This is a genomic window from Salinivibrio sp. PR5 (assembly GCF_001996085.1).
GTDB classification, from domain to species: Bacteria; Pseudomonadota; Gammaproteobacteria; order Enterobacterales; family Vibrionaceae; genus Salinivibrio; species Salinivibrio proteolyticus.
In genome coordinates, this window is the sequence record NZ_MUFK01000059.1 from 1 (window position 1) to 12,569 (window position 12,569).

General features: G+C 48.8%; 11 protein-coding genes and 1 pseudogene. 4 read left to right on the top strand and 8 right to left on the bottom strand.

Annotation, left to right across the window (positions count from 1 at the left end):
- Window positions 1-278: 278 nt before the first annotated feature.
- Together ubiT and BZG82_RS14975 are read left to right on the top strand one after the other, a co-directional pair.
- Window positions 279-785: a ubiquinone anaerobic biosynthesis accessory factor UbiT gene (gene ubiT / locus BZG82_RS14970; protein ID WP_077766207.1), complete on the top strand. Its 507-nt coding sequence runs from the start codon at window positions 279-281 to the stop codon at window positions 783-785.
- 248 nt (window positions 786-1,033) lie between these two features.
- Window positions 1,034-2,647, top strand: a complete 1,614-nt coding sequence (locus BZG82_RS14975) for an ABC-F family ATP-binding cassette domain-containing protein (protein WP_077766208.1) — start codon at window positions 1,034-1,036, stop codon at window positions 2,645-2,647.
- Here the strand turns inward: BZG82_RS14975 and BZG82_RS14980 are convergent.
- Window positions 2,571-3,488 carry a LysR family transcriptional regulator gene (locus BZG82_RS14980; protein WP_077662956.1) on the bottom strand — a complete coding sequence of 306 codons (918 nt, stop codon included), beginning with the start codon at window positions 3,486-3,488 and terminating at the stop codon, window positions 2,571-2,573. The two genes, BZG82_RS14975 and BZG82_RS14980, sit on opposite strands and share 77 nt — an antisense overlap.
- Window positions 3,489-3,595: 107 nt before the next feature.
- On the opposite strand from BZG82_RS14980, the gene BZG82_RS14985 reads away from it, so the two are divergent.
- On the top strand, window positions 3,596-4,234 hold the full coding sequence (locus BZG82_RS14985) for an NAD(P)-dependent oxidoreductase (protein WP_077766212.1): 639 nt from the start codon (window positions 3,596-3,598) through the stop codon (window positions 4,232-4,234).
- Window positions 4,235-4,241: 7 nt separating this feature from the next.
- Here BZG82_RS14985 and BZG82_RS14990 read toward each other — a convergent pair whose 3' ends face one another.
- The 4 genes and pseudogenes from BZG82_RS14990 to BZG82_RS15005 all read right to left on the bottom strand — a co-directional run.
- Window positions 4,242-5,261 carry a S66 family peptidase gene (locus BZG82_RS14990; RefSeq protein WP_077766209.1) on the bottom strand — a complete coding sequence of 340 codons (1,020 nt, stop codon included), beginning with the start codon at window positions 5,259-5,261 and terminating at the stop codon, window positions 4,242-4,244.
- A gap of 71 nt (window positions 5,262-5,332) precedes the next feature.
- Window positions 5,333-6,544: an L-2-hydroxyglutarate oxidase gene (gene lhgO, locus BZG82_RS14995; protein ID WP_077766210.1), complete on the bottom strand. Its 1,212-nt coding sequence runs from the start codon at window positions 6,542-6,544 to the stop codon at window positions 5,333-5,335.
- Between the two features lie 22 nt (window positions 6,545-6,566).
- Entirely contained in the window at window positions 6,567-7,013 is a 447-nt protein-coding gene (locus BZG82_RS15000; RefSeq protein ID WP_077481665.1) for a GNAT family N-acetyltransferase, read from the bottom strand.
- Between the two features lie 324 nt (window positions 7,014-7,337).
- A pseudogene (locus BZG82_RS15005) lies at window positions 7,338-7,970 on the bottom strand (cation transporter); the annotation flags it as partial.
- A 270-nt stretch (window positions 7,971-8,240) separates the two neighbouring features.
- Between BZG82_RS15005 and BZG82_RS16415 the strand changes: the two are divergent.
- Window positions 8,241-8,387 carry a hypothetical protein gene (locus BZG82_RS16415; protein ID WP_155522538.1) on the top strand — a complete coding sequence of 49 codons (147 nt, stop codon included), beginning with the start codon at window positions 8,241-8,243 and terminating at the stop codon, window positions 8,385-8,387.
- A 20-nt stretch (window positions 8,388-8,407) separates the two neighbouring features.
- On the opposite strand, the gene BZG82_RS15010 is transcribed toward BZG82_RS16415, so the two are convergent.
- The 3 genes from BZG82_RS15010 to BZG82_RS15020 form a co-directional block, all read right to left on the bottom strand.
- A complete protein-coding gene (locus tag BZG82_RS15010; RefSeq protein ID WP_077481661.1) occupies window positions 8,408-9,334 on the bottom strand; it encodes a YeiH family protein in 927 nt (308 codons plus the stop codon).
- Window positions 9,335-9,471: 137 nt separating this feature from the next.
- Window positions 9,472-10,350 carry a LysR family transcriptional regulator gene (locus tag BZG82_RS15015; protein ID WP_046073412.1) on the bottom strand — a complete coding sequence of 293 codons (879 nt, stop codon included), beginning with the start codon at window positions 10,348-10,350 and terminating at the stop codon, window positions 9,472-9,474.
- 86 nt (window positions 10,351-10,436) lie between these two features.
- Window positions 10,437-12,386, bottom strand: coding sequence for a methyl-accepting chemotaxis protein (locus BZG82_RS15020; protein ID WP_077766211.1), 1,950 nt, complete (start codon window positions 12,384-12,386; stop codon window positions 10,437-10,439).
- Window positions 12,387-12,569 lie beyond the last annotated feature (183 nt).

A 12,569-nucleotide genomic window follows, 5' to 3' on the forward strand; every position in this document is an offset into this window, starting at 1 on the left:
AGATAGCATTAGGTCTAATGTGATTAACAGGACATCACATTAGACCTGAAAGCGATTTAATATCTTATATCAACACAAATTTAGACAAGCATAGTAACTAAAACCTCATCAGAGATTAAATAGTCGGTAAACTCCTTCCTGAATTAAATATAAGTCATGCAAAAGTAATACTTCCTGTTAGCTCGATTTTAAAGACTTCTTTGACCTTGATCCAAAGGTAGCCCCATCAATCTCGTTACTCTAGTGGCATTCAACCATTGGCACCAAAGGAAAGCCAAATGCTCGTTAACCCAATTACCCAACAACCTCTTAGTCTTCCAATGCCCCAACCCAGCCTGATTACACCGGGGCTAAAAGCCATCACTCAATTACCACAAGGACTGCAAGCTCAGGTGCTAACGAAGGTCATGAATACCGCTTTTGCGGTGCCGCTGGCAGAGGACGAGTTCGACTTTCTTACTGGCCGTACCATTCGCATTGGCTTGCGCGATCTCAACGCCAATTGGTTCGTATCACTGAACGAAGACAACCAATTATTGGTGCGTTTATCGGGTGAAGAAGACGCCAGTATCGAGGGAGATTGGTTAGCGTTTTTGAAAATGGCGACTCACTATTGCGATCCGGATACGCTGTTTTTCCAGCGCCAACTCAGTATCAGTGGTGATACCGAACTCGGACTGCATGTGAAAAACTTACTTGATAGCCTCGAAATCGACACCCTACCCAAACCGCTGGCACGCTCACTTACGTTAAGCCATCACTACCTCACTAAACTCGCGTTGTAGTGCACGAGCGGCTGGGGTTGCAGACGCCCAGTCGCCTATTATATAGTCTTATTTCCTTTCTTTAGCAGAGTCTGTGCCAATGAACAACTAACACTCATTACACCGTTTTTATATTCGGTATCTTGGGGTTAGTCGGTATTCATGGTCACTGGGCTTACGTTTTCTCTATTGCCAAACTGTCTCTACGCAGGTTTTCTGTGTAGCACATACCGCCGCCCCTTTGTGTTGCTTTACATAAAGGAGGCCTTATGCCTTACCTTATTACACATGATCTCAGCGTGACACTGCCCGATGGGCGAGTCTTATTTGAGCCTATCTCTATCACCTTTGAGCACGGCCCCATTGGCCTTGTGGGTGACAATGGCACCGGCAAATCACTACTCCTCCCGTTATTGGCAGGTCAAACGTTGCCATCTCCGCAAGGAATTCATTATTCAGGCCATGTACAACGCGATGGTGATATTGCTTACCTATCGCAACATATTACCGCGCCAAAGACACAAACATTGGCTGAAGTACTGGGCATTGCCGAACAGCTTCAAGCGTTGGCGGCTATTCAAGCTGGAAGCATCGATCCAACGCATTACGAGCGAGTAAATGATGACTGGGATATCGCTGAACGCTATCAGGAAATACTAACTCAGTTAGGTATTAATGCCGCTTTATCAGCGCCTTTGCATGTGCTTAGCGGTGGTCAATTGACGCTGCTGAGTTTATATCGCGTTTTTCACTCTCAAGCGCATATCGTATTACTCGATGAACCAAGTAATCATCTAGATCGCGCTGCACGACATAAGCTCGTAAGCTGGATCGAAAACTATCCTGGGTTAGTGATCACAGTGAGTCACGACCAACAACTACTTCGCCATATGCGAGCTATCTATGCTTTAACACCACAAGGTATCGCAAAATACACGGGCAACTATGACGAGTTCGTTCGCACGCAACGGCAAGAACAGGAAGCACTCATCGCGAAACGAACGCACCTGAATAAACAGCACAAACAGGTATTACGTCAACAGCAGCAAAGCGCTGAAAAGGCACAGAAGCGCGAATCAAAAGGTAAACAATTACGTAAAAAATCCAGTCAGGCAAAGTCGATTCTGGATGGACAAAAAGAAAGTGCGCAAGACGCTAAGTCTCGAGCGAAAACACAATTTTCTCAGCAACTTAAGCGTTACCAAAAGCGACTCGACGCGTTGGATACGCAGCTTCCAGAAAACAACCCAACGCTGTATATGCATCACTCAGAGCCAATGAAACGGCAACGGCTTATAAGAGCCACTCAGTGTCAGTTGCCATTCGGATACACTGAACCGCTTGATTGGTCTGTCTACGCGGGGGAGCATTGGCTACTAAGAGGGAGAAACGGCGCTGGAAAATCCACGTTACTGCGGACATTAATGGGTCATCACGCGCCTGTCAGCGGCTCAATCGACGTTGTCGGTGACTGTGTGTATCTAGATCAACACTTCTCACTACTGGAACCCAAACAAACACTGCTATCGTGTTTGCGCCATCATAGCGACTTGTCAGAGTCGGATGCTCGAACCTGCCTTGCTAGCTTAGGGTTACGTGGCGACCGCGTTTATCAAACGGTTGATAGTTTAAGCGGTGGCGAGAAGATGAAAGTGGCGATGTTAGCGGTAGCCCACCAGCACGCCCAGCCACTATTACTGTTGGATGAGCCGGACAATCATCTCGACATCTCAGCCAAACACGCACTGGTCGACGCGCTTAATCATTATCAAGGTGCCTATATATTGGTCAGCCATGACGATGCCTTTATTGATGCGCTGCATCTGACCCATCAATGGGAGCTTGGATATCATGCTGCCAACAGCTTGCTAAGTGATCGATAAAGTGGCGCACGACAGGCTGTTGATAACTACGCGATAAATAGACCGCCCACAGTGCACTGGGCGGTAAGCGATAATCGGTCAGCAAGGGTATCAATTCCCCTTGCTTCACATAGGGATTGGCTAAATCACATGGCACACGGACAATCCCTTTTCCCATTCGCGCCGCATTGACCAAGGTGCCTAAGTCGTTGGCGTGAATCGGCCCACTCACTCTTACCTCTTCTCGGCGATTGTCTTTAATAAACTGCCAATGATCACCGCTGACATGAATTAAGCACGGGTGATCACTGAGATCGCTCGGGTGATTAGGCTGCGACGCGCTGGCTATATATGCCGGTGATGCACACACTATAGAATCGATGGCCATGAGTTTGCGGGCAATTAAATGTTCATCCGGCTGAGGTGTGAAGCGCAGCGCAATATCGACCCGCTCATCCACTAAGGGCGTAAATTGGTCGGAGGCAATCACTTCAATGACGACCTCTGGATGCGCATCGGTAAATTGCGTTACTGGCGCAACAAGGATCCCTTGCGCTAACCCGATTGGCGCAGCAACTCGAATACGACCGGTTAAGGCGCCCTGTAATCGTCCAGTCGTCAACGTTAACGCCGCCGCTTCGTCCAAAATACGCTGGCAATGACCATAGGCTTGCTCACCGGCATACGTTAAGCTGACTTTACGCGTTGTCCGATGCAACAGACGCTGCGCAAGCCATTGCTCGACTTCTTGCACATGCCTTGAAACCTGCAAACGCGTTAGCCCGAGTTGTTCGGCCGCCCGCGTAAAGCTTTTGCAATTGGCCACCTCTACAAAACTACGTATTGCCGTTAACCTATCCATATTGTCTCTATAATTGATACAAACTGTATCTATTATGATTATTTATCCAATAAATGAAAGCTAATAAGCTACATCCATCCAAGCAATCACAGCATGAGGAAGACAATATGAAAATCGCAATTATTGGTGCAACAGGTTGGATCGGTAGCCAAATCGTCGAAGAAGCGCGTCATCGTGGGCATGAGGTTATTGCTCTTGTCCGTCACCCAGAAAAAGTGACCCGCGACGATGTCGAAGTACGTCAATTCGACTTGCTGGATAATCATCACTCTGTACAACAGGCCGTTGCTGGCGCTGATGCAGTCATTGCCGCCGTGGGCGGGCGCGCTGCAGGCAACCATGAGATGGTAGCAACCAGCGCTAAGCGCTTAATTGACGAATTACCCGCGGCTAACGTCAAACGTTTACTTTGGGTCGGCGGTGCTGGTTCGCTAGAAGTTGCACCGGGTGTCGAGCTGGTCAGCCTGCCCGACTTCCCTGACGCTTATAAAGCAGAAGCACTCGCTCAAGGCGACGCTTTGAAGGTATTCCGTGAGCACGCCCATACCCTAGGTTGGACGTTCGTCAGCCCTGCTGCGGAGATTTTCCCGGGCGACAAAATAGGCCGCTATCGCGTTGGCGCGGATACCTTACTTACCGATGACCATGGTGACAGCAAAATCAGCGTTGCTGACTATGCTATCGCGATGATCGACGAACTGGAAAGTGGTGCCCACCGTCGCCAACGTATCGGTGTGGCTTACTAATCCAAGCTCATTGCCCAGCGTGCTCACCCGCCAACCAAGGTTGCGTGAGTGAGACCGTCTGGGCATCAAAATCAATACAGACTTGGGCCCCCAAAGGTGTGGTTAACATCGGATGCGTGTGGCAACTGTCAAAACCATCAACCACAGCGAGCGGCTGGCCATCGAGTATTTCTTCAAGAACGTCATAGGTTGAACGTCCCGTTCCTTTGTTATCAAACAGCTCGTGTTTACCAAGTAACACCGCGCCTACCGTATCAAACACCCCAGCCAATTTTAGGTGTGCGAGTGAGCGCTCAACCGTGGCAATATCAAGCAAAGAGTCCTCAATCAGCAGAATATCGCCTGTTTCAATCGCTGGCATATAAGGTGTTCCCCAGATCCCACTCAGCGTATTGAGGTTGCCACCGATAATGCGCCCATTTACCTGACCTTTTCCCATAAATTGCCATGCATTCTCATAGGTCGGTTTTGCCTCTGTCTGTTCGCCCCAATCAATCATGACATCCGTCCATTGGGCAGGCATATTATAGGTCATCGGCAGCGTTACATTCTCAGTTGTTACGGCTCGAAACGCATCAAAGGTTTCATCAACCAGTGGCGGAAACTCCCCTAAAGACGCCACTAATGCTGGCCCATAAAACGTGATTAATCCCGTTTTGGCATAGATACCGAGCAGTAAAGCAGTGAGGTCCGAATAACCCACGATAATCTTAGGATCATCAGCCAGGGCGGCATAATCGATATAGGGAAGTAAAGCATTGCTGTTCATTCCACCAATCGTCGACATGATGCAGCGCACATTCGGATCACGGATCAGCTGGTTGAGCTCTTCCGCACGCGCCTTGATCGAGCCTGAGCGATAGTGATCCGATTGTCCGGTCAATACCCCCGCCTTCAGATCAAAGCCTTGTGCTTTGACATAATCCATCGCGCGTTCAAATCGTTGGGGCGCAAATACGGTGGCTGGTGATAATGGCGAGAAAAAGCCAATTGTCTCGCCTTTTTTAAGAGGTGGTGGCAATAACATCTTGTCTTCCTTGATTTTTAATCTCCCTAGCATTAAATCATCAGGACGAGACAACCACAATACTCCGCCGATTAATCGTTGTGAGGCGTACTGATAGTCTGACAAATGTGTTCGGCAATTGGCATGGCTGAGGTAGCCGCTGGCGATGGGGCGTTACACACATGGAGACTGCGTGCAGATCGAACGAAGAGGAAATCGCCCACCAGCTCACCGCTATTCAACACCGCTTGGGCACGAATACCGGCTGGGTAAGGGTGTAAATCATCCAATTGAATTGACGGACAATACTTACGAACCTGCTTGAGGTATCCCGGTTTATAATGCGCGTTCCACCATTCTTTTATACCGGTGCGCAGATTCGCTGCAGTGACTCGCCAAAATCCGCGAAAACGCAGCATATCAAGCGTATCACGCCAACTAAAATTGTATGAGGCATACCCCTCGCGTTTCCAGCCCTGAACGGCATTTGGGCCTACCGTCAAACCACCATCAACCATCCGTGTGACATGGACGCCCAAGAAAGGCAAATCTGGGTCCGGCACTGGATAGATCAAATGCGACACTAACTCCCGATGCTTTTTCGCTAGTTGATAGTATTCGCCACGATAGGGGATGATTTGAAACGATGTCGCTAACCCTTGCAGCTTCGCCATGCGATCTGCCATCAAACCAGCACAAACAACTAAAAATTCGGCGTGATAACGTTGCGACTCTCCCTGCGATTGGGTATCAATCAGCACACCGTCGTGGTCTTCGTGTAGCTTCGTCACTTGAGTATTTAGCACAAGATGCCCACCAGCTGCGACAAAGCGTCCGGCCATTTTTTCTGTGACTTGCGCGTAATCAACAACACTGGTCGCTTTGACATAGATCGCGCCTAAACCGCGTACATTCGGTTCAGCACTGGCGAGTTGTTGGGCATCCCAACACTCACACTCGATCTCATTGAGCAAACAACGTTGATACAAATCATGCATCCGCGCCAGTTCTGTCTCTGTGGTCGCGACGATTAACTTGCCACACTGCTTATAAGGAATACCCTCTTGCTCACAAAAAGCTTTGGTCGCGGCAGCGCCACGCTTACAAAAATCCGCCTTCAGACTACCGGGCGGATAATACACGCCAGCATGGATTACGCCGCTATTATGGCCCGTTTGATGTTGGGCCAAAGCAGGTTCCTTTTCTATCAATAAGGTGCGTTTGTTTGGATATCGCTGTTGCAACTGCCAAGCGGTGGCCACGCCGACGATACCGCCCCCAACGACCACAAAATCGTACGCCATTCGCTACTCCTTTCGTCACCCGTTAATCGGTCACGTCCAGAAAATAATACTGGCTAACGTCGCAAATAAAACCAAAAGATTCAAAAAGATGATGAGCGGCATGGTTGCTTTGATGGGTTTGTAGCAATAAGCAAGCGGCTTGGCGGGCACGAGCCTCCTTGAGAGCGTGCGAGATTAATGCCCGTGCGATACCTTGTCGCCGTGAATCCGGCTGCACGTACAAATCGTTAATAATTAAGCCACGGCGCGCCCTCGCTAGTGAATACAAAGGCGTTAGGTGGACAAATCCCACCATGGAGGATTGGTAAGAAGCGGTCAATATACAAGTATCTTGCTCGCGCAACCGCTGCTCAGTAAACGCCCTTGTTTGACTGAGCGGCGGACGAATCGCAAGCCAGCGCTGGTATTGGTCAAATAACACGGTGAGGGTATCTAGATCATTTAACTCCGCTTTTGCTATATGCAACATTCTTTCTCTACCGCAGCGCTATGGTTACTTTTCAGTGTAAGCGCCATCACGACGTTCTGCTGCCAACACCTCAACAGACGAGCATAGAGAACAAAATGTATACCGTCACACTACGTTGAAATCGTTCACAGTATCTAGGTTGATATGAATACCAACATAAAAAGTTATAGTGCATAAAGTGCGATAAATAAGGCGGCTAAACGCCGCCTCAGTATATGCCGACCCCTGCAAGGATATAGGAGAATCGTTTGGCTAGGTCTGTGTTGCGTCGTGTTCTGATTACGCCATTGAGCGGGTGCGATACCACTTTACTGTAACAGGCGCGAGTTCTTTTAACGCGTTACGCACCATGACGAATGGCACTTTGATGAAGTAGAACGACATCAACACCATCATCATAGGATCTGCATAAACCGCATAATCCGACCAAGGTGAATGCGCCACTAACCAAGCACCTAAAAAGCCTAAGGTGACCGCCAGACTTAATAAGGTGTCCATTTGCCACTGGCGCGATTCCGCCTCCACCAACTGGCTTTGCCCTGCTTGGTTTTTGCGTGCAATCATCCACCATCCGTAACCACAACCCACCACGTTGACAATACCAAACAGCACCGCCAATGACGGGTTAACCGCACGTCCGCCTTCGACCAAGGAGGAGACCGCTTCATACAGAGAATAACTCACCAACAGCATAATCACGGCGCCTTTAATGGCGACAACAAGCGGTGTCAGCAGCGCACGTGTGATCGGCCGTGCGTAACGAGAGTGGATATACCACGACGCGCCCAGTGACAACAAAGTTAACACTAGACTAATCAACGAGTAGATACCGTCGAACATAATCACTAAAGAGCCAGCAATCCATCCAACGGCAAGGCCGGCGATGGCAAACCCCAATGCGAGAAGGGCCGAAAACACTAATACTGACTTTTCATTGATCACGTTTTGAGAAGACATAAAACACCAAAAGTAGAAAACACGCACATATTCTTGGTGCTACTGCGCCGCTTTACAAACACGAACTTGCTGACATTTTCACCACCCCGCTAAGGAAAAAATGAAAGGCGTTTTATTTCAACAGTTTATGCATAAAAATCACTGTCAATATTTCTGACAGTGAGTGTTCTAAACAAATTTTAGTTATGAGATAGCGCTAAATCGCATTTTGCTTGCATATAACTTTTACGCATACTAAATCTAAATTTAGATTCTTTATGGACTAAGAAGATGAGAAAAGGCGTGTTACTCGCGGCAATTAGCTTGCAGCTTTTCCTCGCGATAACCAGCACAGGATGGTGGCAGTTTGGTGCGGCACTCAGTGCGTTTCTGTTGGTCGCGGTATTACGTTTGCCTCAGGACACGCCGCATGAGTGAACCTGAGGCAACGACGGAGACTAGGCAGCTAGCAGCAGCCAAGCAAGCGATGTACAGGAGATAATCACCCACAGCGCGACACCAAACAATAAGGGTTTGGGGCCTGCCGTGCGTAGCTGGGTGACAGAAATACTGCAGCCGATTAAGAATAAACACACCACTAATACTTGCTTTGAGATGGCGAAAATCACCTCATAGATGGGTTGCGCTTGGACAAAGACATCACTGATACCAATCGCTAGACAATAAAAAACGATAAAGTAAGGGATCGTGATTTTTTTAGCGTGGCTGCGAAACATGAGTGCGCTGACAAACGCCACAGGCACAATCCATAATGCGCGCGCAAGTTTGAGGGTGGTCGCAGTGGTTAGTGCTTGCTCACCATAAGCGGACGCCGCGCCCACCACCGATGATGTATCATGAATCGCGATCGCCGCCCAGGTTCCAAACGTGTGCTGATCTAAGCCCAGCGCATGCCCAACCATAGGAAACACAAACAGCGCCAATGAATTCAACACAAACACCGTGCCTAACGCGAGACCAATTTGTTTATCATCCGCATTGATAGCGGGCGAGACAGCTGCGATTGCACTGCCGCCACAAATGGCAGTGCCTGAGGCAATCAGGTGACCCGTCTTTTTATCCAGCCCCATAAGTTTGCCCAGTAATGTGCCAAAAATCAGCGTGCCTGCAATGGTGGCAATAATCAGCCCTATCCCATCGCCTGTCACGGCGAGCGCCTCTTGCAGCGGGATACCAAACCCCAGACCCACAATCGAATAAGCCAGTAACTTTTTGGTGATTTTCGTGAGCGGAATTGCACTTGGCACCCAGCCTAGGGAGGTCAGCAAAAAACCCAATACCAATGCAATCGGCGAGCTCACCCAAGGGGTTAAACAGGCTAACACAGCCAATGAAAAAGGAAGATAACGCGTGTATGCGGTCATAATGATGCTCGGTGAAATTCAGTGACGGCATTGTAGCGCTCAGTGATTGTTCAGAAAATCTTAAACTTTTTAACCTAGGTTAAGTTTTGCTTAACATGTATTGCAAGGCATTGAAAAACAATCATTGAGGCGCACATTTAGAAATCAAACAAGTAATTGGTAATGCTATCACTCAGCCATTGGATCCCAGGATGCTCGGCCATCCCTGAGGCGGTGAATAGGCAATAATCTTCTTGGGTTAAGCCATAGGTGTGTTTGATCACCGCTAAGCGCTGTTCTCGTAAGTATTGCCGGATCAGCGGCTCAGGCAACACGCCCCACGCTTCTTCTTGTAAGATGGTATTGAGCATATATTCAAAGCTCGAAAAGCCAATATAGCGGCGTGAGAAAGGCTGCAGCTCGGGATTGTCTTTTTCATTGAGATAGACCATTACCGCTTGCATGGCATTACGCAGTTGATCATCACTGACCCGACGCAGTCGACTCAACGGGTGCTCGCTGTTGCACACCGACATCATGCGAATTTTACCCAACGGCTGATAGTTGATGCGCGGATCGTCAATGCGCTCGTAGTCCACTCCAAACGCAAAGTCGACTTGTTGGGTTTCAACCAAATTGGCCAAATCACCGCTCGAGGCCAAGACTAGGTTGAAGGACGTCGCCGTAAAGCGCTTATTGAGCTGATGCGCCCAGTCCTGCCAAAGCTGATCGGGGATCGCATCATCACGCGCGATCCATACTTCGGCATTAAAGCCCGCGTTCGCTTGCTCGCACGTACGACGAATGCGGGCCGCGGTGACCGATATACTCTCGAAATCTTTGTACACAGCTTTGCCGATTTCCGACAGTGTTAGACGGTTACCGGTGCGATCGAACAATTCGGCGTTGAGTGATTGTTCTAGCGCTTTAATTGCCATGCTCAACCGTGAACGATTCACATCCAGCTGACGTGCAGCTTCAGACACCGATCCAGTCTCTGCGACTGCACAAAACGCATCAATTTGGGTTAGATTCATGCCGCCCTCCTCACGCTATCCTACCGGAGCGCGGCAAAGACACAAAGCGCTATTACCGCTTGTCAGCGCCCTTTGACGTTCGGCGATTACGCATTCAACCCTTTAAACGCGCTGACTTTTTTAGTGAGCTCTTTCATACGTAAATCAAACCCACTCACTGCCTGTTCACTTTGCTCAAACACTTCTTGAGTGCGGGTTCCCTGCTGAGCAAGCTCTTCAATGCTCTGGTTGATTTCATTCACCGCGCCGCTTTGCGTATTGGCACCCTCGGCAATCCGCTCATTATGTTCAAACAATTGCTGCAAATGGCTATCCAAGGTGCGCATATTTTCTACCGCTTGTTGGTGCGTGTCGAGACTATGCTGGCTATCCTGACTGACTTGGTTGATTTGGCCGGTCACATTATCTGACGCCGAGCGCAGCTGATTGATAATTTCTTGGATCTCACTGGTCGACTCGCCGGTGCGTTGCGACAGTGAGCGCACTTCATCAGCAACCACCGCAAAGCCGCGACCATGTTCGCCCGCTCGCGCTGCCTCAATCGCCGCGTTTAGTGCAAGTAAATTGGTTTGTTCCGAGATGGTACTGATGACCTCAAGCACGCGAAGAATATTCTCGATATGGTGATTCAATTCATCCAAACTGCTCTGACTCGAGGCCATGTTTTCGCCTAGTTGTTCAATATGCCGCAGGCTGGTATGCATGCCATTTAAAGCATCTTGAAGCGCCGCATTCCCAGCTTGAGACAACTCGCCAGCGTGATTAGCCGAATCCGTCACGTCGGTAGTGATTTCAGTAATGTCTTGACTCGCGGCAGAAATCGTTTGTAGCGACTGCTGCTGCACCATGCCGGCTTGGTTCACCTCATGAGCTTGCTGCTTGAGGACACCAAATGCGGACTGCGACTCGTCAACTGTCTGGTTTACCGCTTGCAACGCATCTCGGATACGAGCTAGCAAACCATTGATCTTATTCGCTAAGCGACCGACTTCCGCTTCGTCGTTCACGGCAATCTGGTGGCTAAGGTCGAGTCGACTGGCAATTTCATCGACCTCGGCGGAAAGCTTTTTTATCGGCTGCGTCAAACTACTGATCACCCAATGGGTAACAAGGAGTGCAATGGCAATAAACACCAAGGTCACTAATAAAGATTGGATAAATTGATCCAGGATGGGCCCTGTAATTTGTGCTTTGGGAATCTCAACCACCACAAAACGGTCTAAGTCAGCAAGCCAATAAGACCCCAGCAGAAACGCTTCATCACCGATAGTCACTTCGCTGATCACCGGTTTGTCTGTTCCCTTGGTCACCGCTTGACGAAATGCGCTCGCATTATCCGCATTCAGTGCCGAATCGGTCGGTGCGACCTGCACACTGCCATCGCGCGCGGCAAGCATAGCTCTTCCCAGCTCACCAATGCGAAACCCCTGCACTAGATTCACTAAGCTACTTACATTAAACCCTACCCCCGCTACCACATACGGCTGACCCGTCGCAGGGTTTTCTGGCACGCTACGATAGTTGATGAAAATCACATACTGATTGCCATTGGGATCTTTGTTCATGTTCAGCTCATAGGGCTGATTTTTACTCAGAAAGTTCGGGTAAAAATCTTTAAATGGATAGGTGGTCATTGATGCGCTGCGATGCTCGCCATCATAAGTAAAAATATACTTCCCTTGGCTACTATCGAGCGTTGCAAATGCGTTGTCTGCCCCCAACCGCGTCTTGGCATTCGAAAGTGCTTGATGAATTGGCGCAAGATTAGTCAGATCGCCACCGTTATCTACCCAATCAATCAGTCCTGAATGGTGAGCAAGAAAGTTAGAACCGGTGATCGCTGGTTGTAGTTCATTGCTAATTTCAAACGCCAGTCCCCTCAGCTGGCTGGGTAAAATAATATTCTTGAGATCATCGAGTTGCTTGTTTGCTGACAACATCGCTTGTTGCACCATCGCAATCAAAGTGCTGAGCACTAAGATGGTCGAAAGAACAATATAAATTCGCTTTCTGATTGAAAGAGTTTGCCAACGCATACGCCGTCCTTTTTATTATCATTACTAACCAACATATCAATATTAGTCAGCAAACTAGACAAGCATGATGGATTAGTGACAAACGACATAATATACGGTGCTTTGGTGAGAACACTGAGGAAAAGGAATGGAAACATTCAAAATATCAGTATCTTTTCTCTATATTTCTATACAAATTTACCA

Coding starts and splice junctions, on each gene's coding strand:
- ubiT (WP_077766207.1), top strand. CDS start 279: ATGCTCGTTAACCCAATTACCCAACAACCTCTTAGTCTTCCAATGCCC.
- BZG82_RS14975 (WP_077766208.1), top strand. CDS start 1,034: ATGCCTTACCTTATTACACATGATCTCAGCGTGACACTGCCCGATGGG.
- BZG82_RS14980 (WP_077662956.1), bottom strand. CDS start 3,488: ATGGATAGGTTAACGGCAATACGTAGTTTTGTAGAGGTGGCCAATTGC.
- BZG82_RS14985 (WP_077766212.1), top strand. CDS start 3,596: ATGAAAATCGCAATTATTGGTGCAACAGGTTGGATCGGTAGCCAAATC.
- BZG82_RS14990 (WP_077766209.1), bottom strand. CDS start 5,261: ATGTTATTGCCACCACCTCTTAAAAAAGGCGAGACAATTGGCTTTTTC.
- lhgO (WP_077766210.1), bottom strand. CDS start 6,544: ATGGCGTACGATTTTGTGGTCGTTGGGGGCGGTATCGTCGGCGTGGCC.
- BZG82_RS15000 (WP_077481665.1), bottom strand. CDS start 7,013: ATGTTGCATATAGCAAAAGCGGAGTTAAATGATCTAGATACCCTCACC.
- BZG82_RS16415 (WP_155522538.1), top strand. CDS start 8,241: ATGAGAAAAGGCGTGTTACTCGCGGCAATTAGCTTGCAGCTTTTCCTC.
- BZG82_RS15010 (WP_077481661.1), bottom strand. CDS start 9,334: ATGACCGCATACACGCGTTATCTTCCTTTTTCATTGGCTGTGTTAGCC.
- BZG82_RS15015 (WP_046073412.1), bottom strand. CDS start 10,350: ATGAATCTAACCCAAATTGATGCGTTTTGTGCAGTCGCAGAGACTGGA.
- BZG82_RS15020 (WP_077766211.1), bottom strand. CDS start 12,386: ATGCGTTGGCAAACTCTTTCAATCAGAAAGCGAATTTATATTGTTCTT.